This window comes from Radicibacter daui, assembly GCA_030657355.1.
Classification (GTDB): domain Bacteria; phylum Pseudomonadota; class Alphaproteobacteria; order Radicibacterales; family Radicibacteraceae; genus Radicibacter; species Radicibacter daui.
Genome location: CP131056.1, coordinates 1,529,222 through 1,556,166 on the forward strand (window position 1 = coordinate 1,529,222; position 26,945 = coordinate 1,556,166).

Below are 26,945 nucleotides of genomic sequence, written 5' to 3' on the forward strand. Positions count from 1 at the left end.
CCAAACATGGCGAAGGGATGGTCCGCGCCTGTCGAGCGGATGATCATAGCCGACAGGAAAATGGCAAAAAACAAAGGGTTATGTAGTTGGGGCGGGTGTCCGCGTCAGTTAGCCGCGCTGGGCGAGCAAGGCAGCGGCGGCCGCGCGCGCCGGGTCGGTGATGGAGGCGCCGGACAGCATGCGGGCAATCTCGTCCTCCCGCTCTCCGGGCTCCAGCGGGCGGACGCGGGTGGCAAGGCGGGCACCTTCTTCCTGCTTCTCGACCTTCAGATGCTGCCGTCCGCGGGCGGCCACCTGCGGGCTGTGGGTTACCACCAGCACCTGCACATTGTCGCCAAGCCGGGCAAGCCGTTCGCCCACCGCATCGGCGGTGGCGCCGCCGATGCCGGTGTCCACCTCGTCGAAGACCAGTGTGGCCGCGGCGGAAACCCGCGCCAGCACCACCTTCAGCGCCAGCATGAAGCGGGCAAGCTCACCGCCGGAGGCCACACGCGCCAGCGGGGCAGGAGGGGTTCCGGGATTGGTGGCGACCAGAAAGGCAACGGTATCGGTGCCGTGCGGCCCCCAGCCGGCTTCCGGCGCGGTGTCGATGACGGTGACGAACCGGGCGCGGCCGAGGCGCAGCGGCTCGAGTTCGGCGGCTACCGCATTATCCAGCTCCAGCGCCGCTGCCCGGCGCGCAGCGCCCAGTGCCTGCGCCAGCTTCAGATAGGTGGCGCGTGCCATCTCGGCGGCCTGCGCCAGCTTGCCAAGGCTCTCACCCTGATCCTCGATCAGCGCCAGCCGGCGGGCGAGATCGTCCCGCAGTGCCGGCAGCCTGTCGATCTCCACATTGTGCTTGCGGGCGGCCGAGCGCAGGGCGAACAGCCGCTCCTCCACCTGCTCCAGCGCCCGCGGGTCCATATCGATATCCGCGCTGGCGGAGTGGAGGAGGGCGAGCGCCTCCTGGATTTCGGTGGCTGCCCGGTCCAGCGCCTCGATGGCGCCGTCAAAGGCGCCGCCGGCTTTTTCGGCCTGACGGGTGAGGGCGCGGGAGGCGTTGGCGATGGCGGCTTCGGCGCCACGATCACCGGCAAGAGCGCTGTCGGCGCCGGTCAGCGCTTCCACCAGTTTTTCCGCATGGGCAAGGCGGGTGCGGCGCTCTGCCAGCTGGTCGGCTTCACCTGGCTGGCAGGCGAGCAGTTCAAGCTCACTCACCGCATGGCGCAGGAATTCTTCTTCCTGCCGGGCGCGGCCGGACTCTTCGGCAGCATCGGCATGGGCCTTTTCGGCCTGCCGCCACGTCTTCCAGGCGCCGTCGACAGCTTCTGCCTGCATGCCAAGGCCGGCATGGGCGTCGAGCAGGGAGCGGTGGGTCGTGGGGTCAAGCAGGCCGTGCGTATCGAACTGGCCGTGGATTTCAACCAGCAGCGTCCCCACCTGCCGCAGCAGCGTGACGCTAACGGGCTGGTCGTTAATCCAGGCGCGGCTGCGTCCTTCGGCGGTCAGCGAGCGGCGGATGATGAGCGGGCTTTCCGCTTCCAGCCCCTGTTCGGCGATCAGGGCGAAGGCGGGATGATCGTCCGGCACGTCAAAGGTTGCCGTCACCGCCGCCTGCTCGGTGCCATGGCGCACCAGTGCGCTGTCGGCGCGGGCACCCAGCGCCAGGCCAAGGCTGTCGAGCAGGATTGACTTGCCGGCACCGGTCTCGCCCGTCAGCACGCTGAGGCCCGGCGCGAAGCTGAGGTCGAGCCGGTCGATGAGCACAACATCACGGATCGACAGCGCGGCCAGCATGCGGGCTAAGGCTCCTTGCGTGGGTCAGGTCGGCGAGGTGGGCGCCGCTCTTTCAGTTGACGATCGAATTCCAAGCCCGGCTGAAGAAGCCTTCATCATTCTCCGTGCGCCATTTGGGATCGCGCAGCAGCGCGTAGCTGTCCTGATACCAGCTGCTGCCCGGGAAGTTGGCGCCCAGCACCGTGGCGGTGCGCTCGGCTTCTTCACGCAGGCCAATGGAAAGATAGGCCTCGACCAGACGATGCAGCGCTTCAGGCACGTGCGAGGTGGTCTGGTACTTGTCGATCACTTCCTTGAAGCGGCCGATGGCGGCCTGATACTGGCCCTGGCGCAGATACCAGCGGCCGATATCCATTTCCTTGCCGGCCAGATGGTCGACCGTCAGGTCGTACTTCAGCTGGGCGTCGCGGGCATATTCGGTATTGGGGAAGCGGCGGATGACCTCCTGCAGGTCGTCCATCGCCACCTTGGTGATCTTCTGGTCGCGCTTCACATCGGTGATTTGCTCATAGAAGCAGAGCGCGCGCAGGTAATAGGCGTAGGCGATATCCTCGCTGCCCGGATGCAGCTGGATGTAGCGCTCCAGCTCCACCACCGCATCATCGTAATGCAGCGACTGGTAGTGGGCGTAGGCCGACATCAACTTGGCGCGGGTTGCCCAGGGCGAATAGGGGTGCTGGCGCTCCACCTCATCGAAGGACTTGGCGGCCGTCTCATATTCCTTGTTTTCCAGCTGGGCGTGCGCCTCGTTGTAGAGCTGCTCTACAGGGCGCTCTACATAAGGCTCCGGCTCCTTGGTGCTGGAGCAGCCGGCCAGCAGGGCGACACCAAAGAGAAGGGCAGCGGGCAGTCGCAAACGGCTGGAGAACATCGAAGAGCTGATCATCAAGGCCTGTCAAACCGGTATCTGGGAGCCCGCCCGCAGGTGCTGCCGGCGCTGGCCGGGCAGACGCGAACGCGCCTTCGCGCCCCTGTATAGCAATAGCGCACCAGCCTGCCTACAGCCTGCCGTCGGCAAGTGCAATGGTCAGCAGGTCGCGGGGCCTGCCGCTTCTGCGGAGTGGGGTATGAAAGCGGGCCGTCAGGCGCCGGTACGCTTGATCCAGGGGCTCCAGGGTTCGGGCGCCACCAGGGCTTCGCTGGTGGCGACAGGGGTGATGCCGCCGCCTGTGATGCGGCCCATGACAACCGGCTTGTGGAGATGATGATTGGCCTTGTCCATGTGGACGGTAAAGCCGCTGGGCGCCGTAACGCTGAGACCGCCAAGAGCGGCGATGACGGCGGCCGGCTTTGTCGAGCCCGCCGCTTCCACGGCCGCGCACCAAAGCTGGAAGCCGATCCAGGTGGCTTCCATCGGATCGTTGGTCACGGCGCTCTTGCTGCCTGTGTGGCGCCGCCAGGCTTCGATGAAGCGATGGTTTTCCGGCGTGTTCAGGCTTTGCAGGTAGTTCCAGGCCACCAGATGGCCTTCCATCGCCTTCACCGGCAGGGTTTCCAGTTCGGCCTCGCCGATGGAAAAGGCCATGACGGGAACGTCGTTTGCTGTGATGCCCTGCCGGGCAAGCTCGCGGTAGAAATAGACATTTGCGTCACCGTTGATGGTGGAGATGACGGCCAGCCTGTCTCCGCGGCCAGCGCTGATGCGGCTGACCGTGGAGGCCCAGTCGCGATGGCCGAAATCGGTATAGATCTCCTCGATATCTTTTGCGGCAATGCCTCTGGCGGCGAGGAAACGCTTCAGGATGGCATTGGTGGTCCGCGGATAGATGTAATCCGTGCCGATCAGCATGAAGCGCCGGCGCCCTTCCTTCAGCAGATGCTCGGCTGCCGGCAGGGCCTGCTGTGCCGGGGTGGCGCCGGTATAGAAGATGTTGGCGGACTGTTCCTGCCCTTCATACTGCACCGGGTAGAAAAGCAGGCCGCCGGCCTTCTCGACCACGGGCAAAACCTCCTTGCGGGAAGAGGAGGTCCAGCAGCCGAAGATGGCAGCCACCTTGCGCTCGCGCATCAGCTGGCCGGCTTGTGCGGCGTAGGTCGGCCAGTCCGAGCGCGGATTGAGAATCACAGGCTCCAGCGGGCGCCCCAGCAAGCCGCCGGCGGCATTGCGTTCGCGGATCAGCATGACGAGGAGCTGCTGCAGCGGCTTTTCGCTGATGGCCATGGTGCCGGAGAGCGAATGCAGGATACCGAGCTTGATCACTCCCTCGCTTAGGTCGCTGAAATAGCCGTCGACAGCGCCGGTGAGCTGGCCCGTCTGATGCAGCAATTCGCCGGCGGTGCCGAGCATTGTCCTGCCCACCTCATCGGTGCGCGTCACTTCCGCCGAGATATCGCCGAGCGCGCGGCTGACCGCCCGGGTCTTTTCGGCAACGGCATCGGCGCTGCGGGCAATGCGCTCGATGCGGCCGACACCGGCATTCCCGTGGTCGAGAGAGGTTGCCATCGTGCGGTTGGCGTCGCTCATGGCGATGACGTTTTCCAGCACGTCGCGAATGGCGGCGGAGGTAGAGCGCACGACCTCTTCCATGCGCCCGATACGCACAGCGACTTCTCCGGTGGCTTTGCCGGTCTGCAGGGCGAGGGATTTGACTTCGTTGGCGACGACGGCGAAACCCCGCCCCGCTTCGCCGGCGCGGGATGCTTCGATGGTGGCATTGAGGGCCAGGAGATTGGTCTGTTTGGCGATCTGGTCGATCATCGCCAGCACGCTGCCAATTTCGCTCGCTGCATCGGAAAGGCTGGTGACGATTTCCTCGGTGCGGCGCAATCCGCCCACCGTGCGGTCGGCAAGGCCGGCCGATCCGGCCACGCTGTTGGCCGACCGGCGCAGCAGTTCGATCATCTGGTTGGCGGCTTCCGCCATCTCCTCCACCTGTTCGGCGGCCACGCCCGCAGCCTCGCTGGCCGCGCCAATCTGGCCGGCTATGGCGCTATTCCTGTGGACGAGGTCGGCAGCCCGCTCGCGGACCCCGTCGCCGGCTGCGGTAAAGGCGGCAACCAGATGGCCGACGCGGCCGTGAAATTTTTCGGAGAAGAACTCGCGGGAGCCGTTGTGCAACTCGGCTTCTACCTGCCGGCTTGCCTGGTCGGCCATGGCGGCGTCGGCTTCGATCAGGCTTTCGCGTGCCGCTTCTCCGGCACGTGAAAGGCGCGCCGCAAGGCCGCCTGCACCACCGGTTTCGATGACGGCGAAACGATCTCCCAATGAAATGGCTTCCAGGGCATCGGCGATACCGTCGAGGGTGGAGGCGGGGCCGGCATGTCGTGCCGGATGCAACAGGAACGGCAGGAAGGCCGCCAGCAGGACGCCGGTTGTTCCGACCGCAGCGAGCGGGGCAAAACCGGCCAGCCCGATCCGGGCCATGACAAGGGACAAGAGAACCGCGGCTACTGCCGCCAGCACCGTGCAGGCCAACTGCCTGACGCGCTCTCCACCAAGACGCATGAGCCCTCCCGCGCCAGAAGAATGACGGCTGTCATTCACCATAATGCTATCAGGCGTTTTGGCTTGTTCGCTACTGCAATACGATAGTGTGCATATAAAAATGTAACGATTCAGATGGGAGAATCGCTTGCCTTCCTGTCCCTGCTCCGGTCGTCGTCCGGATGACTGGACTGCGCAAGTGCAAAACAAAACAGCCGGCCCAGAGGGCCGGCTGTGAGTGGAGGGGGATCCGAAGTCAGGTTAGCTGGCGACACCGGCCACAGCCAGTTCCGCCGCGCCGGTGCGTGCCACATTGCGCAGGCGCACGATGCGGTAGTTCGCCGGGTCGGCATAAACCGCATGCAGCAGCTTGTTGGTGATGCGGTGGCCGGCCTTGAAGCCGTGATAATGACCCAGCACCGGACCGCCGGCGAGGTAGGTGTCTCCAACGGCGTCCAGCACCTTGTGGCGCACGAACTCATCCGGGCGGCGCAGGCCTTCCGGGTTCAGCACACGGCCGCTGTCGACGATGACCGCATTTTCCATCGAGCCGCCGAGGCCAAGGCCGGCGGCGCGCAGCGCTTCGGCATCCTTGAGGAAACCGAAGGTGCGGCAGTTGGCGACTTCGCTCTGGAAGTTGCCATCTTCAAGCAGGAGACTGTGGCGCTGCTGGCCGATGGCACGGTCGGCAAACTGGATTTCGAAGCTGAAGCGGCGTTCGGAGGACGGCGTGTAGGAAGCCTCCACATCGCCTTCGCTGACGCTTACGGGGCGCAGGATCTCGAGGGCACGGCGGTCGGCGTCCTGGATCTGGATGCCGGCGGCGTTGATGAGGAAGACGAACGGATCGGCGCTGCCATCCATCACCGGTACTTCGGCCGCATCGACGTGGATTTCGGCATTATCGATGCCGCAGCCATTCAGCGCGGCCATCAGATGCTCGATGGTGCCGACACGGGCGCCGGCCTCGTTGCCGATCACGGTGCACAGGCGGGTATCGACCACACTGTTCCAGCGTGCTTCGATCAGGCCGTCCTGCGGGCGGTCGGAGCGGATGAAGACGATGCCGGTATCGGGCGCAGCCGGGCGCAGCTCGAGGCGCACCTTGCGGCCGCTGTGCAGACCGATGCCGACACAATGAATGGCGGATTTGAGGGTGTGCTGGGAGAACTCTGCCAGGGCCGGATTGTTGAGGGGCAAGACGAGAACTCCTGGTTTTTCCGAAGCAGCCTTACCCGGCTGCCGCACAAGCCTTCGATTGAAACGTCCGGAGGGCGGTTACCGATCCGGCGGTGCCGGTTCGTCATGAAGCCAGCGCATGCTCACTAGATAGGCCGGCGGTGTGAAGCCTTCAAATCACTGATTGTTATTTATTGTTACAACTGTGTGCGATCAAAAATATTAACGAATTCAAGGCTTAAAAGGCGTTTTGCAAAAGCTCGCCGGGGCGTGAAAAACCGGGGCGAGGAAGGCGGGTTGCCGCCTGCCGGAGCCGGAGCTCTGGCAGGCGGTACCCAGGACGAAGTTGCGACCGGCTGGACGACCGGTTTCTTGCTTAGTTGGCCTGACGACGCAGGAAGCTCGGGATGCTGAGCGTGTCGTCGTCATTCCACATCATGCGGGACTGGGCCTCGGGGGCTGCGGCCCGCTGCTGCGGGGCCGGAGCCTGCTGGGCCGGAGCCGCCGGGCGCTGGGCCGGAGCGGTGGCCTGCGGGGCCACGCGGCTCTGGGCCTGTTCGCGCAGGCCGGCGAGCGACGGCTGCGGTTCACGGCGCGGAGCAACCGGTTGGGCGGCGCTTTCCGGTGTCTTGCCGAGCAGGCGGTTGATCAGGCTCGGCCGGCGCGGTTCGGCGCGGTGGGCCTGCTCATGCGCCACACGACCGGTAGCGTTGACCAGGTCAGCCTCGACGAACGGGTCGATGGCGGCAGCGCGCGGCGCAGCCGGGATTTCGACCGGGGCCGGTTCCGGCTCGATTGCACGCGGCGGGATGAAGGTGCCACGCGGAGCAACCGGAGCTTCGGCGGCTGCCTGCGGGGCGGGCTGCGGGGCCGGTTCGGCCATCATGGCGACCGGGGCTTCTTCCTCAACCTCGGCAACCGGCTGCGGAACCGGGAAGGCGATACCGTCGGTACCGGTGGCCTTCAGGCCTTCGCCATCGTCGCCCTCATGGGAGGCGGTGAAGGTGGCAGTGCCGGCCATGGTGGCTGCCTGGGTGGCGACAGCCGGGGTGGCGGGCACGAAGCGCGGCGTTGCCGGAGCGCTGACCGTGGTGCGGCTGGCGGTCTCTACCGCTTTCGGTGCGGCGCGGCCGCCATCGATGGTCGAGAAGGTTGCCGTGCCCGGGCGGGTCAGCTGGGCCGGCTGCACGTCGATGCCGGTGGCCACCACGGAAATGCGGATGCGACCATCCATCTCCGGATCGAAGGTCGAGCCGAAGATGATGTTGGCTTCGGGGTCGACTTCGTCGCGGATGCGGTTGGCGGCGCTGTCGACTTCCATCAGCGTCATGTCCATGCCGCCGGTGATGTTGATCAGCACGCCGCGGGCGCCGCGCAGGGAGACGTCGTCGAGCAGCGGGTTGTTGATGGCGAGTTCGGCCGCTTCGATGGAGCGGTTGTCGCCGGAGCATTCGCCGGTGCCCATCATCGCCTTGCCCATCTCCGTCATCACCGAGCGGATGTCGGCGAAGTCGAGATTGATGAGGCCCGGGCGAACCATGAGGTCGGTGACGGAGCGCACGCCGGAGAACAGCACATCGTCGGCCATCTTGAAGGCGTCGGCGAAGGTGGTCTTCTCGTTGGCGATGCGGAAGAGGTTCTGGTTCGGGATGATAATCAGCGTGTCGACATGCTGCTGCAGCTGCTGGATGCCGGTCTCCGCCATGCGCTGGCGGTGGGCACCTTCGAAGCTGAACGGCTTGGTGACGACGCCGACGGTCAGGATCTTGCGATCACGGCAGGCCTGCGCGATGACCGGCGCGGCGCCGGTACCGGTGCCGCCACCCATGCCGGCGGTGATGAAGACCATGTTGGAGCCTTCAAGCTGCTCCATCACTTCATCAATGGATTCTTCGGCCGACACCTTGCCGACTTCCGGGCGCGAGCCGGCGCCCAGACCGTTGGTGGTCTGCGGGCCCAGCTGGATGCGGCGGGCGGCGAGGTTGTTGTTAAGGGCCTGGGCGTCGGTATTGCAGATCAGAAATTCGCAGCCTTCCAGCTCCGACTTGATCATGTTGTTGACGGCATTGCCGCCAGCACCGCCAACGCCAACCACAGTGATGCGCGGCTGGACCTGGATGGTCTCCTGCGGCACAGAAATATTCAAAGCCATAACCGGTCTCTCCTCTCGGTCGTAAGTCTTCGTCCTGTTCATCTCCCGCCGGGTGTCCAGTCCGGCGGGTTACTTCCGTGTGGCAACGCGTGAACCCTTCAAAAGGATTCAAAGATTTTCGCGCAGCCACTGCCCCACCCGGCCGAACAATCCGCCCGGCTGGCTGAGGCCCTCTGTCGGCAGGAGCGGCAGCTCCGCCGGATGCTCGCCCGCGAAGGCCAGAAGGCCGGCGCAGGTTGCAAGGCTTGGGTTCGCGGCCGGGTCGATCGCGCCTGCATTGCCAATCCCGCCGGAAATCAGGCGGGAGGGGCGTCCATGGCGGATCTGCCGGTCGAGAATGTAATGGGCGAGGTCGCGGATGCCGGGCATCTGGCTGGCCCCCCCGGTCAGCACGATATGGCCGGCTAAAGCGAACATGCCGCTCGCCTCCAGACGGCTACGCACCAGTTCGAATGTCTCTTCCAGCCGCGGCTGGATGATCTGGCCGAGCATCGATTTGGGCAGGTGGCGCATGTGGGTTTCGTCATTGTCCCCCACCACCGGCACGTCGATTTCCTCGTGATAGTGAATGGCGCTGGTCATGGCGTGCCCGTGCAGCGTCTTCAGCCGCTCGGCATCCGCCAGTGTGGTGCCAAGGCCGCGCGCGATATCCGAGGTCACGTGCCAGCCGCCGACCGGCAGGCTGTCCACCCAGATGCAGCGCCCTTCCACGAACACGGCCACCGTGGTGGTGCCCGAGCCCATGTCGATCACGGCCGTACCCAGCTGACGTTCGTCCTCCAACAGGACTGCAAGCCCTGATGCATACGGGGATACGACAAAACGCTCGACCGCCAGATGGCATTCTTCCACGCAACTGCGCAAATTGTTGAGAGCCGCGGCTTCAGCTGACACTACATGCAGCTTCATGGCCAGCTGATCGGCTTCCATTCCTAATGGATCGCGTACTCCCCGATTCCCGTCAATGGCATATTCAACGGGAAGCGAATGAACGATCTCCATTTTCACCTGTTCCTGCGCCGGACGGGCCTGGGCGATGGCGCGGCGCAGGTCGTTTTCGCTTACTGCGCGGCTGCCGATGTCAACATGCGCGGTATAGGTGTGGGAGAGGGGGTGGCCTCCCGAAATATTGACGATCACACTTTCCACATGGCTGCCGGTGGCGACTTCGGCTTCGTGGATGGCGCGGCCAACGGCCTCGCGCGTGCGGGCCATATCGACAACGGTACCGGCGCGGATGCCGTGCGAGGCGGTGAGGCCCATGCCAGCCAGACGGATGCCCCCCGACGGGTCAACCTGGCCGATCATGCAGCTGACCTTGCTCGATCCGGCATCGAGCACGGCAATCAGCCCGCCGCCGCCCGGGAAGGAACGGCCGACCTTGCGGTCTATGCCCCTGTTCTTCACCTTGATGCCCCCTTGATGACCCACCTTGTCGCCCCCTTGGTTCCCCCGGCTCCCCGCCCTGGCGGTGCCTGCCTGTCTCAAGCCGATATCGTCTTTTCTACTGCCCCTGTTTTCCCGCTAGATCCCTGCCGGGCGGGGTGCCGGCTCCTTCATCGTCTTGGCCGCCGTCTCGCTGGTCTGGATAACCAGCCGGTCTGGCAGGCGCAGGTCGATGGCAACGATGTCCCGGTCGAACAGCTTGTCGACCTGATCGAGATTGGCCGCCTGCTTCAGCGCCATCGCCACACCCTCCTCCGGCAGGCGGATATCGACGCCGTTATCGAGCCGCAGGTCCCAGCGCCGGCCGCCGACGCGGATGGCGGCGTAAAGGCGCTGGCGGATCTGCGGCACTGCGTCGAGCAGCGGCAGCAGGGCACCCGCCGTCTGCGGCGCGTCCTGGCCAACGATGAGCGGCAGGCTGGTGAATTGCTGATAGTCCGGCGTCAGCTCGGCGCCGGTGGAATCCACCACCACCAGCCGGCCATCCTGCTGCCAGACAGCCATCGGCGCGCGCTCGGTGATGTGGACATAAAGCGTGTCCGGCAGACGGCGCTCGATCACCACATCCTTGACCCAGGGTAGCGCGGCGACGCGCGCCTGCGCCGTCGGCAGGTCTACGGCGAAGATCGGCATGTCCGGCCGCACGCCAAGCGCACGGGTCAGGGCGGTGTCGCTGGTCTGCTGGCGCCCGTCCACCATCACGGACTTGACCACCAGGCCGCTGGTGGCAGCCATGCCGGCAAAGCCGTCCTCGATGCGGGCCGTCTGCTCGGAAATCCAGCCGGACGACCAGGCAAAGACGCCGATGCCGCTCACGGCCGTTACCACGCCGCATACCGCCAGCACCGGCACGGCCCAGCCGGGCAGGGCGCGCGTGCGCACGGAGCGGCGCGGGCTGCGCGCCGGCTTCTTCTTGCGGGCCGCCGCGGCCGGGGTCTTGCGGGCCTGGCTGGTCAGGACTGGCATAGGGCGGTCTCCAGCAGCCACTCGCACAGTTCACCGAACGAAATCCCGCAATGTTCGGCCTGTTCGGGCACCAGCGAGATCGGGGTGAAACCGGGCTGGGTGTTCACCTCAAGGAAATAAAGCCCCTCGGTGCCCGGCTTGCGCTCGTCCCACAAAAGGTCGGAACGGCTGATGCCGCGACAGCCAAGCGCCTGATGAATGGCGACAGCCCAATCCTTGGCCTTGGCCAGGATTTCGGCGGGCACCGGGGCCGGCAGCACATGGCGGGCATGCCCGGCCACATATTTGGCCTCGTAATCGAAGAAACCGTGCGTGTGCTGGATCTCGGTCACGGTCAGTGCCCGGTCGCCCATCACGCCACAGGTAAGCTCCCGGCCATGAACATATTCCTCTATGAGGAACGGCTCGGCCGGCTCGCCCTTGGCAAGTGCGATGCGGTTGAAACCGGCCTGCACCAGCATGACACCGACACTGGAGCCGCTGGCGGCCGGCTTCACCACGAACGGGGCAGCCATCGGCAGGTCACCCGCCTCGATCTGGCGGCGGGTGCGCACGGCGCCGCTGGCAGTGCGGATACCGATGCTGGCGGCGATGATCTTGGTCATCGGCTTGTCCATGGCGACAGCCGAGGCCAGCAGGCCGGAATGAGTATAGGGCATGCCCAGCATGTCGAGCACGCCGTGGATGGTGCCATCCTCGCCGCCGGTGCCGTGCAGGGCGTTGAAGACCACATCCGGGCGCGGCGTGAGCGCAGCGATGAAGGCCGGCAGGTCGCGCGTCACGTCGATGCGCTTGACCTTCCAGCCGCGCGCCTCCAGCGCCTTTGCTGCCGCGTCGCCCGACATCAGCGAGACTTCGCGCTCGGCAGACCAGCCGCCCATCAGCACGGCGACGGTGCGCCCTTCAGCCTTGCCGGTCACGGCGCTCATAGCACGTCTCCCTTGCTCTCGGCAGCGGTGGCCGGCAGCGCAACGCCGACGCGGCGGATTTCCCAGCGCAGTTCGACGTCAAACTTCTCGCGCACGCGCCGGCGCACTTCCTCGCCCAGCGCCTCGATATCGGCGGCGGTGGCATCCCCGGTGTTGATGAGGAAGTTGGTATGCTTTTCCGACACCATCGCCCCGCCAAGCTTCAACCCGCGCCCGCCGACCGCGTCGACCAGCTGCCAGGCCTTGTGGCCGGGCGGGTTGGCGAAGGTGGAGCCGCCGGTGCGCGCCTTGACGGGCTGGCTGTCTTCGCGGGCGGTGGAAATTTCTTCCATGCGCGCAGTGATGGCCGCGGTGTCGCCGGGCGTGCCCTTGAGCGCGGCACGGGTGAAAATCCAGTCTTCCGCCACATCGCTATGGCGATAGGTCAGGCCCAGTTCGGCCAGCGTCAGGCGCTTGATCTCGCCGGCCCGGGTCACCACCTCGGCCCATTCGGTGATATCCACCATCTCGCGGCCATAGGCGCCGGCATTCATGCGCAGCGCCCCGCCGATGAGGCCGGGCACCCCGGTCAGGAACTCAAGGCCGGCAAGGCCATGGTCGCGAGCGGTGGCAGCGACACGCCGGTCGGGCGCGGCGGCTCCGGCATAAACGGTTTCGCCTTCCACGCTCAGCGTGCCGAATGCGCGGCCAAGCTTGATGGTCACGCCCGGAATGCCGCCGTCGCGGATCAGCGTGTTGGAGGCCACGCCGATGAAGGTCAGCGGCACATCGGCCGGGCAACCGGCCATGAAGGCCGCCAGATCTTCAGTATCGGCGGGCGAATAGAGCACTTCGGCCGGGCCGCCGACGCGGAACCAGGTGACCGGGGCGAGGTTGGCATCCTTCTCGTAGCTGCCGCGCACGGCGGGCAGGCGTTCGATCAGGCTCTGGCGTTCAGGCAGGTGCATGGCGTTCATGCGGCCCCTCCCTTCAGCGCTTCCAGCTCGGCGGGCAGGGCATTGGCCCAGGCGCTGATGCTGCCGGCACCAAGACAGATGACCATGTCGCCTGGCTGGGCCAGCTCGCGCACCTTTGCCGCCAGCTTGTCCGGCCCTTCCAGCGCCATGACGCTGCGGTGGCCGCGCTCGCGGATGCCTTCCACCAGCGCGTCGCGGTGCACGCCCTCAATGGGGGCTTCACCGGCCGGATAGACATCCGTCACCAGCACGGTATCGGCGTCGTTGAAGCAGGAGGAGAATTCGCCAAAGAGGCTCTTGAGGCGGGTATAGCGGTGCGGCTGCACCACGGCGATAATACGGCCGCCCTTCGTCGCCCCCTGCAGGGCCTGACGGCCGGCCTTGAGCACGGCGGCAATCTCGATCGGGTGGTGGCCGTAATCGTCGATGATGCTGATGCCATCGACCACACCGGTCAGGGTGAAGCGCCGCTTGACGCCGCCGAAACCGCGCATGGCCGCCCGCATGGCATCTTCGCTGAAGCCCAGCTCGATGCCGATGGTGATGGCGGCCAGCGAATTCTGCACATTGTGCTGGCCGACGATGGGCAGCTGGAAGCCCTCGATCCGGCGCACCGCACCGGTCTTGCGGTCGGTATGCACGACATCGAAGCTGCTGCCGGTCGGCGCCATGGAAAGGTTGGTGGCGCACACATCGGCCTGCGGGCTGAAGCCGTAGGTGAGCAGCTTGCGGTCCCGCACACGCGGGATCAGCGCCTGCACTTCCGGATGGTCGATGCACAGCACGGCAAAGCCGTAGAAGGGGATGTTCTCGACGAAGTTCTCGAAGGCGGCCTTCACCCGGTCGAAGGTGCCGTAGAAATCGAGATGCTCCGGATCGATGTTGGTGACGACGGCGATGTGGGCGGGCAGGCGCACAAAGGTGCCGTCGCTCTCATCGGCCTCGGCCACCAGCCATTCGCCCTGACCGAGGCGGGCGTTGGTGCCATAGGCATTGATGATGCCACCATTGATGACGGTGGGGTCGAGCCCGGCGCCTTCCAGCATGGCGGCCACCAGCGAGGTTGTGGTGGTCTTGCCATGGGTGCCGCCGATCGCGATCGACCATTTGAGGCGCATGAGCTCGCCCAGCATGTCGGCGCGGCGCACGACAGGCAGGAAGGCGGCGCGGGCCGCGATCACCTCGGGATTGTCGTCCTTGACGGCGGAGGAGATGACCAGCACCGCCGCATCGGCCACGTTCTCGCCCTTGTGGCCGACCGTTACCGGAATGCCGAGGCCGCGCAGGCGCTTGACGTTGGCGTTCTCTGTAATGTCCGAGCCCTGCACCTTATAGCCAAGATTGTGCAGAATCTCGGCAATGCCCGACATGCCGATGCCGCCAATGCCGACGAAGTGAATAAGGCCGGTATTAAGGGGGATCGTTCTCATGGGGCACTGTCCGCGGTACGAAGGGTCTTGAGGCTTGCCGGGGCTTCTTCCGGGCGGGCGGCCCGGGCAGGGCTGGAGCTGCCCAGCACCATGTCGGCAAGGGCGGCGGCGGCATCGGGTCGGCCAAGGGCGCGTGCCCTTGTGGCGGCGTCCGCCAGGTTCTGTGGCAGGGCCAGCAGCATCTCGATGCGCGCGGCAAGGCTGGCCGGGGTAAAGGCATCGTTCGGCATCAGCCAGCCGGCACCGGCGGAAACCAGCGCTTTGGCATTGGCGGTCTGATGGTCATCCATCGCGTGCGGATAGGGCACGAAGATGGCCGGCCGGCCGATGACAGTCAGTTCGGCAATGGTGGAGGCGCCGGAGCGGCACACCACCAGCGCAGCGCGGGCAAGACGCTCCGGCACATCGCTGAAGAAGGTGGCGAGCTCGGCATCGATGCCGGCGGCTTCATAGAGGGCGCGCACGCGCTCGAGATCTTCCGGCCGGCACTGCTGGCTGACGCTGATGCGGGCCCGGGTGGGGCCGGTCAGCTGGGCGAGGGCCTGCGGCACGACATTGGAGAAGATGCTTGCGCCCTGGCTGCCGCCGGTCACGAGGATGTGGAAACGGCCGTGGCCATTGACCGGCACCGGAGCGGGAGCTGTTTCGCGCAGGGCGGAGAAGGGCGGACGTACCGGGTTGCCGGTCTCCAGCGTGCCCACGGCAGCCGGCAGGCGGCTCACTTCCGGGAACGACGTGGCAATGCGCACGCCCGGGGCGGCCAGCAGCCGGTTAGCACGGCCCAGAAGGGCGTTCTGCTCATGCAGGATGACGGTGATGCCCAGATGGCGCGCCGCCAGCACACTCGGCACTGACGGGTATCCGCCGAAACCGACGATGGCAGCCGGCTTCATCTTCTTCAGCAGGCGCCGGGCCTGGAAATAGCCACGGGTGAGAGCGGCCAGACCCTTGATCTTGCCCTTGAGGCCCGCACCGATGGTGCCGGCGGCGACGATCTCTGCGTCAAGGCCGCTCACGCTTTCGCGCAGCTTCGCACCGCGGCTGTCAGTCATCAGCGTTACCGCGACGCCGCGGCCGATGAGTTCGCGCGCCAGAGCCTCGGCGGGGAACAGATGCCCGCCGGTGCCGCCTGCTGCCAGGGCGATGGTATAGGGGTCGCGCGCGGGGGTCACAAATCGTCTCCAAGTTCGTTCCGGCGCCGGGTCAGTGCCAGGAGGAGGCCGGTGGTTACACCAAGCGCCAGCAGAGAGGAACCGCCGTAGCTGAGGTACGGCAGCGTCATGCCCTTGGTGGGCATCAGGTGCAGGGCGGAGCCCATGTTGATGAGGGCCTGCAGGCCGAATTGCAGCACGAGGCCGGCAGAGGCGAGCAGAACGAAGAGGTTGCTGTCGCCCAGCACCCGCAGCAGCCCACGCAGGATGATGAAGGCAAAGATCGCCACGATGATGAGGCAGACGATAAGCCCCAGTTCCTCACCGGCGACGGCGAAGATGAAGTCGGCATGGGCGTCGGGCAGCATGTGCTTGATGATGCCCTGTCCCGGACCGGTGCCGGTCAGGCCGCCATTGGCAAAGGCCTGCAGCGAGCGGTCGATCTGGTAGGTGTCGCCGACCTCCGGATTGAGGAAGCGGTCAATACGGCTGGCCACGTGCGGCAGGATGAGGTAGGCGCCAAAGAGACCGACGCAGCCCATCACGGCGAAGCCGAACACCAGCACCAGCGGCAGCCCTGCCAGGAACAGCTCGCCAAAGCAGATGGCGCTTGTCAGCACGGTCTGGCCGAGGTCCGGCTGCAGCATCAAAAGCGCAACGATGAGGAGCCAGAGGCCGAAGGCGATGAGCAGCGAGATCGGCTCGGCGCGGCGCTTCACGCGGGTCAGCAGGAAAGCGAGCAACACGGCAAAGGCCGGCTTCACAAACTCGGAGGGCTGCACCGAAAGGCCGGCAATATAGATCCAGCGGCTGGCACCCTTGGCCTCGCTGCCCATCACGAGCGTCAGCGCCAGCAGCGGCAGGAAGATGCCGAGCACGGTAAGCGAGGCAACACGCACCCCGCGCAGCGGCAGCATGGAAAGCCCGATCATGATCATGACCGAGGGGCCGAGCAGGGCGAGATGGCGGATCAGGAAGTGGTTTGCCGGCAGGCCGGTGCGTACGGCAACGGCCGGGCCGCCCGCGGCAATCAGCACCACGCCGATGACCATCAGCGTGCCGAACGCGGCGAGCGTCCAGCGGTCGACCGTCCACCACCAGCGGGCGAGGACGGATTGGTCATAGCGGGCGAAGCCGGACATGCTCATGCGGCCTTACCTTCGGCAAGAGTGCGGGCAAGGGCGGTAAACTCGTCGCCCCGATGCTCGAAACTGCGGAACTGGTCCCAGGAAGCGCAGGCCGGGCTCAGCAGGATGGTGGCGCCGGCCTTGCCATCGCCCCGGGCGGCGGTGAATGCCGCCTCGGTCGCGCGGGAGAGCGTGCCGCAGCGCTCGAAGGGAGTGCCCTTCTGCGCGAGCCATCCGGCAAATTGCTCTTCCGCTTCGCCGATCAGGAAGGCTTTGGTCACGCGGGAGAGATGCGGTTCCATCGGCTCCAGCGAGGCGCCTTCCTTGGCGCGGCCGCCGGCGATCCAGTAGATCGGCTCGTAGCAGGCAAGCGCGCGGCAGGCGGCATCCGGGTTGGTGGCCTTGCTGTCATTGACGAAGCTGATGCCGTCCACTTCAGCAACACGCTGCTGGCGGTGCGGCAGGCCGGGGAAGCTGCGCAGGCCGGCAACGATCATCGCGCGGTCAAGGCCCAGCACGCGGCAGGTGGCATAGGCAGCCGCCGCATTCTGGAAGTTGTGGCTGCCGGGCAGGGCGGGCGCCTCGGCCATATCCATCACCCGCAGGTCCTTGTCCTGCATGTCGTCGAACAGCACGCCGTTTTCGACATACACGCCGCCGGCAAGCGCCTGCTGGCCGGAGACGGCGATGACGCGCTGGCGGTGGGTATCGGCAACGACGGTGAAGGCGAAGCGCGAATGTTCGTCATCCACGCCGATGACGGCGACGTCGCTCGGGCGCTGGCTTTTGAAGATGCGCATCTTGGCGCCGATATAGCCCTGCATGCCGCCATGACGGTCGAGATGGTCGGGGCTGAAATTCAGCAGCACTGCCACCCGGCAGGTGAGGCTCGGCGCCAGCTCCAGCTGGTAGGAGCTGAGCTCCAGCACATAGCGCCCGCCGGCACCGAGGCCGTCGAGTTCGACCACCGGGGTGCCGAGATTGCCGCCAACAGCCATCGGCGCGGTGTCCTGCGCCAGAATGTGGGCGATGAGGGCGGTGGTGGTGCTTTTGCCGTTGGTGCCGGTAATGCCGATGAAGGCAGCCTGACGATAGGCCTGCGAGAGCAGCTCGATATCGCCGATGATCGGCAGGCCCGCTTCCTTGGCCGCAGCGGCAACCGGATGCGGCTCGGGATAGGTGTGCGGGATGCCGGGGCTGAGGATCAGCGCCTCGAAGCCCGAAAGATCGCTCAGCGGGGCAACGGTCAGGCCGGCTGCCACAGCAGCATTGCGGCCCGCCTCGCCATCATCCCACGCCACCACCTCGGCGCCGCCGGCAACAAGGGCGCGCGCGGTGGCGAGCCCGGACTTGCCGAGCCCCATCACCGCGAATTTCTGCCCCTTGAAGCTGGAAAGATCGATCATCTGGTGGATTACCGCAGCTTGAGCGTGGCGAGGCCGATCAGCGCCAGGATCACCGAGATGATCCAGAAGCGGATGACGATGGTGGGCTCGTGCCAGCCCTTCTTTTCGAAGTGATGGTGCAGCGGCGCCATGGCGAAGACGCGCTTGCCGGTCATCTTGAAGGAAGCGACCTGGACGATGACGGAGACGGCTTCCAGAACGAAGAGGCCGCCGATGATGGCAAGCACCAGCTCATGCTTGGTGATGACGGCGATGGAGCCGAGCATGCCGCCAAGCGCGAGCGACCCGGTATCGCCCATGAAGACGGCTGCCGGCGGGGCGTTGAACCACAGGAAGCCGAGCCCGCCGCCCATCAGCGCACCGCACAGGATGGTGAGTTCACCTGCCCCGCGCACCGACTGGATGCCGAGATATTCGGAGAAGATGGCGTTGCCGCTGAGATAGGCGATGAGGCCGAAGCAGGAGGCCGCGATCATCACCGGCACGATGGCAAGGCCATCTAGCCCGTCGGTGAGATTCACGGCATTGGAGGCGCCCACCATCACCAGGAGCGCAAACGGGATCATCAGGAGCCCGAGCGGTAGCAGTGTGGATTTGAGGAAGGGGATCGCAAGGCCGGTCGCCAGTGGGTAGGGCGTGACCCACATCACGATGGCAATGGCGATGCCGCCGAAGAACAGCTGGCCGAGGATCTTGTAGCGGCCCGGCAGGCCCTTGGAATTGCGCTTGGAAACCTTGAGGTAATCGTCAAGGAAGCCCAGCAGGCCGAAGCCGAGCGTCACCAGCAGCACGACCCACACATAGCCGTTACGCAGGTCCGCCCAGAGCAGCGTGCTGACGGTGAGCGACAGCAGGATCATGAAGCCGCCCATGGTGGGCGTACCGCGCTTCTTGAGGTGGGTTTCCGGCGTATCCTCGCGCACATTGTCTGCCTTGCCCTGGGCAACGCGCAGGCGGCGGATGATGGTGGGGCCGAAATAGAAACCCATCAGCAGCGCCGTCAGGATGGCGCCGCCCGTGCGGAAGGTGATGTAGGTAAAGATATTGAGCGCCGTGAAGTCGGGAATGAGCGGCGTCAGGAGAAGATAAAGCATCAGGCCGCTCCGTCGCTGGCAAGGGACGTAATGACTTCAACAACCTTGGCCATGCGGCTGCCCAGCGAGCCTTTGACCATCACCACGTCGCCGGCACGCAGTTCGCGGGCAAGAGAGCGGGCAAGAACGGTGCTGTCCGGCGCGCGTAGCCCGCGCATGGCAGCCGGCAGCAGCTCCCACAGGTAGGCGGCATAGGGGCCGCAGCAATGTACGGTGTCGATCTTGTTGGCGACGGCGGGGCCGGCGAGGTCGGCATGCAGGGCAGCGCTCTGCTCGCCCAGCTCCAGCATGTCGCCGATGATGGCGATGCGGCGCCCGCCGGTACCCGGCGTCTCCGCACCCAGCACGCCAAGCGCAGCGGCAACCGCGGCGGGGCTGGCATTGTAGCTTTCATCGATGAGCGTCAGCTCGCCGCCACCGGCAAGGGCGATCTTGCGGCGGCCGCCCCGACCTTTTAGCGGCTGCAGCCCTTCCAGCGCGGCTGCGGCGCGGGCGATGTCGCCGCCCGCGGCATGCACGGCGGCAAGGGCACCCAGCGCATTCACCGCCTGATGCTTGCCGAAGAAATTGAGATGGAAGGTGAGCGGCAGGCCGGCGGCAACGGCGCTGACCGTCAGTCCTTCCGGCCCAGTTTCGACGCCCTTCAGCAGGAAGTCGGCGCCCGCGGTCTCACCAAAGGTGATGTGGCGGGTCACACCGGCTGCACGGGCAGCGGCGGCAAGACGGGCATAATGCGGGTTGTCGAGCGGCAGGACGGCGGTGCCGCCCGGCTCGACGCCCTGGAAAATCTCGGCCTTGGCATCGGCAATCGCCTCGACCGAGCCGAAGAACTCGATATGAGCTGCCGCCACCGTGGTGATGAGCGCCACATGCGGGCGCACCATGCCGGTGAGGTCGGCAATCTCGCCGGCATGGTTCATGCCCATCTCGAAGACGCCGTAGCGCACATCATGCGGCATGCGGGCGAGGGAGAGCGGGACGCCCCAGTGATTGTTAAGGCTGCCGGGGGAAGCGTGCGTCGCGCCAAGGGCGGCGAAGGCCGTTGCCAGCATTTCCTTGGTCGTCGTCTTGCCGACACTGCCGGTCAGGCCGATCACGGTCGCGCCCACCGCCTCGCGCCGGGCGATGCCGAGCGCGCGCAGGCCCGCCAGCGTCTCGTCGACCTTGATCAGCGAGGGATTGTGCGCCGGGAATTCCGGCAACGTATCCACCAGCGCGGCAACGGCACCCTTGGCAAGGGCATCGGCCACATAGGCATGACCGTCGAAGTTCGGCCCGCGCAGCGCGACGAAAAGATCGCCTTCGGCCACGCTGCGGCTGTCGATGGAAACGCCGTTGGCGTTCCAGTCCGGGCCTACCAGCGCGCCGCCGGTAGCATCCTGGGCTTCATGACTGGTCCAGAGCGGACGGGCGGTCATATCACGGCCTCCCCACCCAGCGCCTTTGCGGCTGCCCGGGCTTCTTCCGCATCGTCGAAATGGTGCTTCACGGTCCCCACGATCTGATAATCCTCATGGCCCTTTCCGGCGATCACCAGCACGTCACCATCTTCCAGCCCCTGAACGGCGGTGCGGATGGCGTCGGCCCGGTTTCCGATCTCGGTGCCTGACGGGCAGGCGGCCATGACCTGCGCACGGATCATTTCCGGCGCTTCGGTGCGGGGGTTGTCGTCGGTAACTATGGCAACATCGGCGCAGCGTTCGGCCACTTCGCCCATTTGTGGCCGCTTGCCGGGGTCGCGGTCGCCGCCGGCGCCAAAAACCACATGCAGGCGGCCTTCGGTGTGCGGGCGCAGGGCCTTCAGCACCGTCTCCAGAGCATCGGGCGTGTGGGCATAATCGACATAGATGCTGGCGCCATTCGGCAGGTTCGCCACGCGCTGGATGCGGCCCGGCACGCCGGCAAGGCCGGAGAGGGCGGCCAGCGCCGCAGCGCTGTCTTCCCCGGCGCCGATGGCAAGGCCGAGGGCGGCCAGCGCGTTCATGGCCTGGAAGGTACCGGCAACCGGCAGCATCACATCGACCGGCATGCCGAAGACCATGAGGTCCAGCATCTGCCCGTCCGGCAGCGGCTGCTGGCGCACGAGGCGAAGATCGTCGCCCTTGCGGCCGAAGGTCAGCACGCGCTGGCGGCGGGCGCGGGCCATGCCGATAAGCTCTTCCGCCACATCGCTGTCGGCATTGATGACGGCGGTGCCGCCTTCCGGCAGCAGGCGGGTAAAGAGCTGCGCCTTGGCGGCCAGATAGGCCTCCATGGTGCGGTGATAGTCGAGATGATCGCGCGTCAGGTTGGTGAAGGCGGCAGCCTTCAGCTCAATCCCGTCGAGCCGGTACTGGTCGAGCCCGTGGCTGGAAGCTTCCATCGCCACATGGGTGAAACCGTCGCCGGCAAGGCGGGCGAGGGTGGCGTGCAGGCCAACGGTATCCGGCGTGGTCAGCGAGCCGGCTTCATTGATGCCGGTGCCGATGATGCCGAGCGTGCCGAGGCTGGCCGAGCGGTGGCCCCCTTGCGCGAAGATCTGCTGGGCAAAGCAGGCGGTCGAGGTTTTGCCGTTGGTGCCGGTGACGGCAACCATCGTGGCCGGCTGCGTCTGGTAGAAGGCGGCCGCCAGTTCGGCGAGGCGGCGGCGCGGCTCGCCATCGGTCAGCAGCGCGGCGCAGCTGCCGGCGGGCAGGGGTGTGCCGGTCGGGGCCAGAATGGCGGCGGCGCCTTTTTCCAGCGCCTGCGCAATGAAGTCGCGCCCGTCCATGCGGCTGCCGGGGATGGCGGCAAACAGCATGCCCGGCTTTACCTCGCGGCTGTCGGCGGTAAGGCCGGCAATGGCAAGGCGGGCGCCGCTATCGGCCGTGATCATCAGCTCAGAAGGAGACAAGGGTTGCTCCTCCCTGGGCGCCATCGGGGTTGTCGGGGGCGGGCAGCAGCTGGTGCGGCTGCGGGCCATGTGCGCCGGTGTCGGCATTGGTCGGCGGCACGGAAAGAGCGAGCGCGGCGCGCACGGCCGGATCGTCCTCGCTCTCCGGCGGCAGGCCGTAGAGCGGGCCCATCTGGGCGACGAGACGGCTGACGACCGGAGCGGCAACCCAGCCGCCGGTGGCGTAGCCGTAGCTCGACTTGTTGCCCTGCGGCTCATCCAGCATGACGAACACGACATAACGCGGTTTGGTGATGGGGAAGGCGCCGATGAAGCTGGAGATGAGCGCCTTGTGGGCATAGCCGCCGGCAGTCGCCTTTTCGGCCGTGCCGGTCTTGCCGCCCACCAGATAACCCGGCGCATCGGCAAGGCCGGCGCCGCCGGTCACCACAAGACGCATCAGGCGGCGCACGGTGTCGGAGGTCTTCTGCGCAATGATGCGCTGGCCGACCGGCACGGCGCTCGTTTGCTTGAGGAGCGTCGGCGTTACCAGCGTGCCGCCATTGACCATGGCGGAAACGCCGGCCACCAGATGCAGCGGCGTCACCGCGATGCCATGGCCATAGCTGATGGTCCAGCTCTCTACCTCGCCCCAGCGCGGCGGCGCCGTGACGTTGGCAAGCTCCGGCAGCTCCAGCGTCGCCGGACGGGTCATGCCAAGCCGGCCGAGGAAGCGCTGCTGCAGGTCGCGGCCCACCACCTGCACCATGCGCAGGGAGCCGATGTTCGAGGATTTCTCGAAGATTTCCGGCACGTTCATCCAGTAATTGACCGGATGGAAGTCGTGGATGGTGAAGCGGCCGATGCGAACCGGGCCGGCGGTGTCGAACGTGTCGGAGAGCTTGACCTTGCCGCTTTCAAGCGCGAGCGCGGTGTTGAAGATCTTGAAGACCGAGCCCAGCTCGTAACGGCCGAGCGTGTTGCGGTTGAACAGCGCTTCGTCGTTCGGGTCGTGGCGCTCGTTGGGGTCGAAGTCCGGCAGCGACACCATGGCGAGCAGTTCACCGGTATAGATGTCCATGACGATGCCGGAGCCGCCAACAGCGCTGTACTGCTCCACATTGGCCTGCAACTCGCGCCGCAGGATGTGCTGCAGGCGCATATCCAGCGACAGCTCGACCGGCTGGCCATCATTCAGGAACTTGTCGAACTGCTTCTCAAGGCCGGCCTGGCCGACCTGGTCGATGTTGGTGTAGCCGACGATGTGCGAGGCAAGGTTGCCGGTGGGGTAGAGCCGGCACGGCTCGTCGCGGAAATCGATACCCGGCAGGCCAAGATCATGGATGGTCTGGCGCTGGGTCGGCGTCAGGTGGCGCTCGACCCATACCATGCGCCCCTTGGCGGTCAGTCGGGCCAGCGTGGTGGAATAGTCGAGCGAGGGCAGCACCTGCATCAGCCGGTTGGTGGTGCCCACGGGGTCGGAGATCGCCACCGGGTCGGCATACATCGACGGGCAGCTGATGGTGGTGGCAAGGATGCCGCCATTGCGGTCGGTGATGTCGGCGCGCCAGGCGGCGGGCGCCGGCACGACCGGGCTGGCACTGGCATCGGCCACAGCTGGGGCGGAGACGTCGGCCTCGTCGGCCGTCTGGTCCGGCGTGCGCAGCAGCATGACGTCGACAAGACGCACCGCGACGATGGAAAAGGCCACCAGCATCATGAAGCCGACCATCACGGCGCGGCCCCGCGACTGCTCCATCACGGCATTGGCATGCTCGGGGCGGCGGGCGTCGATCACGCCGCCGGCAAGCCACAATGCAAGGCGCGACAGCAGGATGCGTACCGACAGGCCACCGGCGCCGGGCACGGAAGCCTTGCGGGTGGAAAGCGGCGAGGTCGGGTTGAAGAAGGTCATGATTCCACCCCGCCGATGGTGGCGAGCACGATGCCGGATTTGAGTTCGATCGGCCGGATGTCGGCCGGACGCGGAAGCGGGACGGGCATGTCGGGCACTTCGGTGCCCGGCGCCATGCGCATGGGGATGCGGGCGATGTCCTGTTCGCCCTGAAGCAGCTGGTCGCCGGAAATCGGGCTCAGCAGCAGGCCGGCATCATTCTGCTTGGCCTTGTCGAGCATGGTCTCCAGGCGCTTGGGCGAGTTAAGCGTGCCCCATTCGGCGCGCAGCAGCCGATAGCGCTCGCGCTCGTGGCGGATGCCGGCCTGATCGGCAGAGAGCTGTTCTTCCAGCTTCTGCGTGTCGTGGCTGATCTTGAAGGTCACACCCAGCGTCACCACGCAGCAGATAGCCAGCAGCAGGGAGAGCATGCGCGTCATGCAGCCCCCTTGCCCGGCCAGACCGGGGCATCGGTGCGCTCCGCGCTGCGCAGCTTGGAGGAGCGGGCACGCGGATTGGCGCGCATCTCCGCCTCGTCGGGGGCGACGGGCTTGCGGTGCAGCAGGCGGAAGCTGGGCTCGGACGTCTTGACCTGCATCGGCATGTGGCGGCTGCCACCGCCGCCGGCGCCGGAGCGCAGGGTCAGGAAATGTTTGGCGATGCGGTCTTCCAGCGAATGGAAGGTAACGACGGCAAGCCGTCCGCCGGGGGCCAGCAGCGCTTCGGCGGCAGCCAGCCCGCGCTCGACCTCGCCCAGTTCGTCATTCACCGCGATGCGCAGGCCCTGGAAGGTGCGGGTCGCCGGGTCGATGCCGTCGGCAGACTTGCGCACGACCGAGCGTACGATCTCCGCCAGTTGCAGCGTGCGGGTAACCGGCCGGGCGGCGATAATGGCGCGGGCTACGGCGCGCGAGCGGCGCTCTTCGCCATAGTTATAGATGAGGTCGGCAAGCTCGTCGGCTTCCAGCGTGTTGCAGAGGTCCGCGGCGCTGGGGCCATTGGCTTCCATGCGCATGTCGAGCGGGCCATCGGCGCGGAAGGAAAAACCACGCTCGGCAGTGTCAATCTGGGGGGAGGACACACCGAGGTCGAGGGTGACGCCATCAACCTTGTCGATGCCTTGTGCGGCCAGCAGCGCCGCCATATCGCCAAAGCGGCCTTCCACCACGCTCAGGCGTCCGTCGCTTTCCTTTTCCAGCTCGCGGCCAACGGCGATGGCGGCAGGGTCGCGGTCAATGGCGATCACCCGGCAATTGGCCGCAGCGAGGATAGCGCGGGTATAACCGCCGCGGCCAAAGGTACCGTCCACATAGGTGGCGCCGTCCCGGGGGGCGAGTGCGGCAACTACCGGGCCGAGCAGCACAGGCACATGGCCGCCTTCGGCGCGGGGGAGCGCCGGGGTCGTGCCTGCCTTGTTGTGCTCGGGGTGGGTCATCGGTTTCCTTGGGGTGTATTCTGGTGTGGCGGGCAGTGGGGGGAGTCTGAGTCTGGTGAGCTTGAGGCCTTTTGAATCCCTGGGTTCGGCCGGCGGATCAGCCGGCGCTGGGTTTGGGCAATGTCAGATTTCGCTCACGCATCGCGGCGAGCGTGGCGGCCTGATGCGCCTCGTAGGCGTCCGGGCGCCAGAGCTGGAAGCTGTTGCCCATGCCGACAAAGGCGACGGTTTCGCCAAGGCCGATACGGGCAGAAAACTCCTCGGGGATGCCGATGCGGCCTTCGGGGTCGAAGGTGACAGGGCGGGAGGCGGCGAAAATCGCCGTGCGCATCACCATGTCTTCGTCGGAGAACATGGCGCCGTCATCAAGACTGGTGGCGATCCGCTCCATGAGGGCCATGGAACTGGCTTCCAGCGCCTCCAGCTTGTGGTGCGGGCGCAGCACGCAGCCATTGAAATCGGTGCCGTTATTCTGCTGGGCCAGGAGCGTACGGAACTGCGCAGGGACGGAGACCCGTCCCTTCCTGTCAATGCGGTTCACGTATGTTCCGAAATAGAGGCCCATGGCCCCGCTGCCCCCAGCTCCATCCCGCTGACCCCCCGAAGCGCAGCCGCAAGGCGCCTTCTCCCGCCGGCCAGCGAGATGGATTGGGAGCCGGTGGGTGTATTTGGGATATCATGGTAAAAACTGGGTCCGAAAGGGTAAAGCTATAAGACATTGATTTTGAATGATTATTTTTAACGAAGATTGATATAACTTTAGGTATGGGCTGGATTTTGGCCTGATATGATATTTCCGGAGCCGGCGGGCCGATGATTCGCAACGGCAGCATTTCAAGCACTTAGGATGATTTCTGAATCTTTTTCCTGCGATTTGTTCATCATACGTTCGTGTTTTGGCGGGGTTTCTCCGAGTCGCGCCCTGTTAACGATGTGTTCAGACTTTTTCCGGCGCTGTGCATCGTCCCATAAAATCCCATGGCCGCGTCCCATGCCTTCCCATGGGCGGCCGTAAGGGCCCCTGCGGGCAGGCGCCGCGATTGCCGCACTGCATCAATCGCCCGTATCAATCGCCCGTATAAATCGAAGGTAAAAATGCCAGACGGCCTGTAAGCCGGGTTCTGTCCGCTGCCCGTTGCCGGGCAGGGGATGGCCATTCATCTGGGGTGCCTGTCGCCAGTCACCTCGTGCAACCAACCCGGGCGGCGGCTCGAAAATATGCCTTGTCCGGGTACTTTCCCGCCGTTGCCGGCGGGAGATGCCCGTCCTGCCGCCCCTATTCGGTCTTGCTCCCGGTGGGGTTTAGCCTGCCACCCACGTTACCGCGGGTGCGGTGCGCTCTTGCCGCACCGTTTCGCCCTTACCTGCAGGCAAGGCCCCCGAAAGGGCCGCGCGTACAGGCGGTTTGATTTCTGTGCCACTTTCCCTGGGGTCGCCCCCGCCAGGCGTTACCTGGCACCGTATTTCCGTGGAGCCCGGACTTTCCTCACCGCCTTTCGGCAGCGCGGCCATCCGGCCATCTGGCGCCGGTCTGATAGACCGGGGGCGCGGCCGTGTCAAACCCGCCCGGCGACTGGCCGGAAGGGGCAGGCAGTCCGACCGGCTGGCAAGCTCCACCGGCCAACCCCTACCGGATTGTATGGGGTGCTTAACCATATTTTCATGCCGCCCATTGTATGCAAGATCAGTTTAGGGGTTGGTTTTGCCCTGTGCCTCATGTTAGCAAAAA

The 26,945-nt window shown here is 66.1% G+C and carries 20 protein-coding genes, 1 other RNA gene and 1 pseudogene; all 22 read right to left on the bottom strand.

Going from position 1 to position 26,945, the window contains the following annotated elements; translation table 11 throughout:
* Window positions 1-108: 108 nt before the first annotated feature.
* The 22 genes and pseudogenes from recN to rnpB all read right to left on the bottom strand — a co-directional run bounded on the left by recN (window position 109) and on the right by rnpB (window position 26,740).
* Window positions 109-1,776 carry a DNA repair protein RecN gene (gene recN / locus QTL98_RS07220; protein WP_445681544.1) on the bottom strand — a complete coding sequence of 556 codons (1,668 nt, stop codon included), beginning with the start codon at window positions 1,774-1,776 and terminating at the stop codon, window positions 109-111.
* 52 nt (window positions 1,777-1,828) lie between these two features.
* Complete coding sequence (locus tag QTL98_RS07225; RefSeq protein WP_445681545.1) at window positions 1,829-2,662, bottom strand: outer membrane protein assembly factor BamD; 834 nt, start codon at window positions 2,660-2,662, stop codon at window positions 1,829-1,831.
* 195 nt (window positions 2,663-2,857) lie between these two features.
* A complete protein-coding gene (locus QTL98_RS07230; RefSeq protein ID WP_445682105.1) occupies window positions 2,858-4,063 on the bottom strand; it encodes an ABC transporter substrate-binding protein in 1,206 nt (401 codons plus the stop codon).
* A gap of 72 nt (window positions 4,064-4,135) precedes the next feature.
* A pseudogene (locus QTL98_RS07235) lies at window positions 4,136-5,263 on the bottom strand (methyl-accepting chemotaxis protein); the annotation flags it as partial.
* Window positions 5,264-5,461: 198 nt separating this feature from the next.
* Window positions 5,462-6,400, bottom strand: a complete 939-nt coding sequence (gene lpxC / locus QTL98_RS07240; protein ID WP_445681546.1) for a UDP-3-O-acyl-N-acetylglucosamine deacetylase — start codon at window positions 6,398-6,400, stop codon at window positions 5,462-5,464.
* A 355-nt stretch (window positions 6,401-6,755) separates the two neighbouring features.
* Window positions 6,756-8,531, bottom strand: coding sequence for a cell division protein FtsZ (gene ftsZ, locus QTL98_RS07245; RefSeq protein WP_445681547.1), 1,776 nt, complete (start codon window positions 8,529-8,531; stop codon window positions 6,756-6,758).
* Window positions 8,532-8,639: 108 nt separating this feature from the next.
* Entirely contained in the window at window positions 8,640-9,938 is a 1,299-nt protein-coding gene (gene ftsA / locus QTL98_RS07250) for a cell division protein FtsA (RefSeq protein WP_445681548.1), read from the bottom strand.
* Window positions 9,939-10,055: 117 nt separating this feature from the next.
* Entirely contained in the window at window positions 10,056-10,943 is an 888-nt protein-coding gene (locus QTL98_RS07255) for a cell division protein FtsQ/DivIB (protein WP_445681549.1), read from the bottom strand.
* Complete coding sequence (locus QTL98_RS07260; RefSeq protein WP_445681550.1) at window positions 10,931-11,872, bottom strand: D-alanine--D-alanine ligase; 942 nt, start codon at window positions 11,870-11,872, stop codon at window positions 10,931-10,933. Before QTL98_RS07260 ends, QTL98_RS07255 begins: the two co-directional genes overlap by 13 nt.
* A complete protein-coding gene (murB, locus tag QTL98_RS07265) occupies window positions 11,869-12,819 on the bottom strand; it encodes a UDP-N-acetylmuramate dehydrogenase (RefSeq protein ID WP_510637555.1) in 951 nt (316 codons plus the stop codon). Before murB ends, QTL98_RS07260 begins: the two co-directional genes overlap by 4 nt.
* A gap of 5 nt (window positions 12,820-12,824) precedes the next feature.
* The gene (murC, locus tag QTL98_RS07270; RefSeq protein WP_445681552.1) at window positions 12,825-14,258 is read right to left on the bottom strand and encodes a UDP-N-acetylmuramate--L-alanine ligase; all 1,434 of its coding nucleotides are present in this window, start codon (window positions 14,256-14,258) and stop codon (window positions 12,825-12,827) included.
* Window positions 14,255-15,430, bottom strand: coding sequence for an undecaprenyldiphospho-muramoylpentapeptide beta-N-acetylglucosaminyltransferase (gene murG, locus QTL98_RS07275; RefSeq protein ID WP_445681553.1), 1,176 nt, complete (start codon window positions 15,428-15,430; stop codon window positions 14,255-14,257). Before murG ends, murC begins: the two co-directional genes overlap by 4 nt.
* The gene (locus QTL98_RS07280) at window positions 15,427-16,557 is read right to left on the bottom strand and encodes an FtsW/RodA/SpoVE family cell cycle protein (protein ID WP_445681554.1); all 1,131 of its coding nucleotides are present in this window, start codon (window positions 16,555-16,557) and stop codon (window positions 15,427-15,429) included. Before QTL98_RS07280 ends, murG begins: the two co-directional genes overlap by 4 nt.
* The gene (murD, locus tag QTL98_RS07285; protein WP_445681555.1) at window positions 16,554-17,942 is read right to left on the bottom strand and encodes a UDP-N-acetylmuramoyl-L-alanine--D-glutamate ligase; all 1,389 of its coding nucleotides are present in this window, start codon (window positions 17,940-17,942) and stop codon (window positions 16,554-16,556) included. Before murD ends, QTL98_RS07280 begins: the two co-directional genes overlap by 4 nt.
* Window positions 17,943-17,950: 8 nt before the next feature.
* Window positions 17,951-19,036, bottom strand: coding sequence for a phospho-N-acetylmuramoyl-pentapeptide-transferase (gene mraY / locus QTL98_RS07290; protein ID WP_445681556.1), 1,086 nt, complete (start codon window positions 19,034-19,036; stop codon window positions 17,951-17,953).
* Window positions 19,036-20,454: a UDP-N-acetylmuramoylalanyl-D-glutamyl-2,6-diaminopimelate--D-alanyl-D-alanine ligase gene (locus tag QTL98_RS07295; RefSeq protein WP_445681557.1), complete on the bottom strand. Its 1,419-nt coding sequence runs from the start codon at window positions 20,452-20,454 to the stop codon at window positions 19,036-19,038. Before QTL98_RS07295 ends, mraY begins: the two co-directional genes overlap by 1 nt.
* Entirely contained in the window at window positions 20,451-21,908 is a 1,458-nt protein-coding gene (locus QTL98_RS07300; protein ID WP_445681558.1) for a UDP-N-acetylmuramoyl-L-alanyl-D-glutamate--2,6-diaminopimelate ligase, read from the bottom strand. The genes QTL98_RS07295 and QTL98_RS07300 overlap by 4 nt, the downstream gene beginning before the upstream one ends.
* Window positions 21,895-23,802: a peptidoglycan D,D-transpeptidase FtsI family protein gene (locus QTL98_RS07305; protein WP_445681559.1), complete on the bottom strand. Its 1,908-nt coding sequence runs from the start codon at window positions 23,800-23,802 to the stop codon at window positions 21,895-21,897. The genes QTL98_RS07300 and QTL98_RS07305 overlap by 14 nt, the downstream gene beginning before the upstream one ends.
* Window positions 23,799-24,221, bottom strand: a complete 423-nt coding sequence (gene ftsL / locus QTL98_RS07310) for a cell division protein FtsL (protein ID WP_445681560.1) — start codon at window positions 24,219-24,221, stop codon at window positions 23,799-23,801. The genes QTL98_RS07305 and ftsL overlap by 4 nt, the downstream gene beginning before the upstream one ends.
* Window positions 24,218-25,216 carry a 16S rRNA (cytosine(1402)-N(4))-methyltransferase RsmH gene (gene rsmH / locus QTL98_RS07315; protein WP_445681561.1) on the bottom strand — a complete coding sequence of 333 codons (999 nt, stop codon included), beginning with the start codon at window positions 25,214-25,216 and terminating at the stop codon, window positions 24,218-24,220. The genes ftsL and rsmH overlap by 4 nt, the downstream gene beginning before the upstream one ends.
* Before the next feature lie 97 nt (window positions 25,217-25,313).
* The gene (locus tag QTL98_RS07320) at window positions 25,314-25,757 is read right to left on the bottom strand and encodes a division/cell wall cluster transcriptional repressor MraZ (RefSeq protein ID WP_445681562.1); all 444 of its coding nucleotides are present in this window, start codon (window positions 25,755-25,757) and stop codon (window positions 25,314-25,316) included.
* Window positions 25,758-26,310: 553 nt separating this feature from the next.
* Window positions 26,311-26,740: RNase P RNA component class A (rnpB, locus tag QTL98_RS07325), an RNA gene on the bottom strand.
* Window positions 26,741-26,945: the final 205 nt, after the last annotated feature.

Coding starts and splice junctions, on each gene's coding strand:
- QTL98_RS07280 (WP_445681554.1), bottom strand. CDS start 16,557: ATGAGCATGTCCGGCTTCGCCCGCTATGACCAATCCGTCCTCGCCCGC.
- recN (WP_445681544.1), bottom strand. CDS start 1,776: ATGCTGGCCGCGCTGTCGATCCGTGATGTTGTGCTCATCGACCGGCTC.
- ftsL (WP_445681560.1), bottom strand. CDS start 24,221: ATGACGCGCATGCTCTCCCTGCTGCTGGCTATCTGCTGCGTGGTGACG.
- QTL98_RS07225 (WP_445681545.1), bottom strand. CDS start 2,662: ATGATCAGCTCTTCGATGTTCTCCAGCCGTTTGCGACTGCCCGCTGCC.
- rsmH (WP_445681561.1), bottom strand. CDS start 25,216: ATGACCCACCCCGAGCACAACAAGGCAGGCACGACCCCGGCGCTCCCC.
- QTL98_RS07255 (WP_445681549.1), bottom strand. CDS start 10,943: ATGCCAGTCCTGACCAGCCAGGCCCGCAAGACCCCGGCCGCGGCGGCC.
- murD (WP_445681555.1), bottom strand. CDS start 17,942: ATGATCGATCTTTCCAGCTTCAAGGGGCAGAAATTCGCGGTGATGGGG.
- QTL98_RS07305 (WP_445681559.1), bottom strand. CDS start 23,802: ATGACCTTCTTCAACCCGACCTCGCCGCTTTCCACCCGCAAGGCTTCC.
- ftsZ (WP_445681547.1), bottom strand. CDS start 8,531: ATGGCTTTGAATATTTCTGTGCCGCAGGAGACCATCCAGGTCCAGCCG.
- murC (WP_445681552.1), bottom strand. CDS start 14,258: ATGAGAACGATCCCCCTTAATACCGGCCTTATTCACTTCGTCGGCATT.
- murB (WP_510637555.1), bottom strand. CDS start 12,819: ATGCACCTGCCTGAACGCCAGAGCCTGATCGAACGCCTGCCCGCCGTG.
- QTL98_RS07295 (WP_445681557.1), bottom strand. CDS start 20,454: ATGACCGCCCGTCCGCTCTGGACCAGTCATGAAGCCCAGGATGCTACC.
- QTL98_RS07230 (WP_445682105.1), bottom strand. CDS start 4,063: ATGCTCGGCACCGCCGGCGAATTGCTGCATCAGACGGGCCAGCTCACC.
- mraY (WP_445681556.1), bottom strand. CDS start 19,036: ATGCTTTATCTTCTCCTGACGCCGCTCATTCCCGACTTCACGGCGCTC.
- QTL98_RS07260 (WP_445681550.1), bottom strand. CDS start 11,872: ATGAGCGCCGTGACCGGCAAGGCTGAAGGGCGCACCGTCGCCGTGCTG.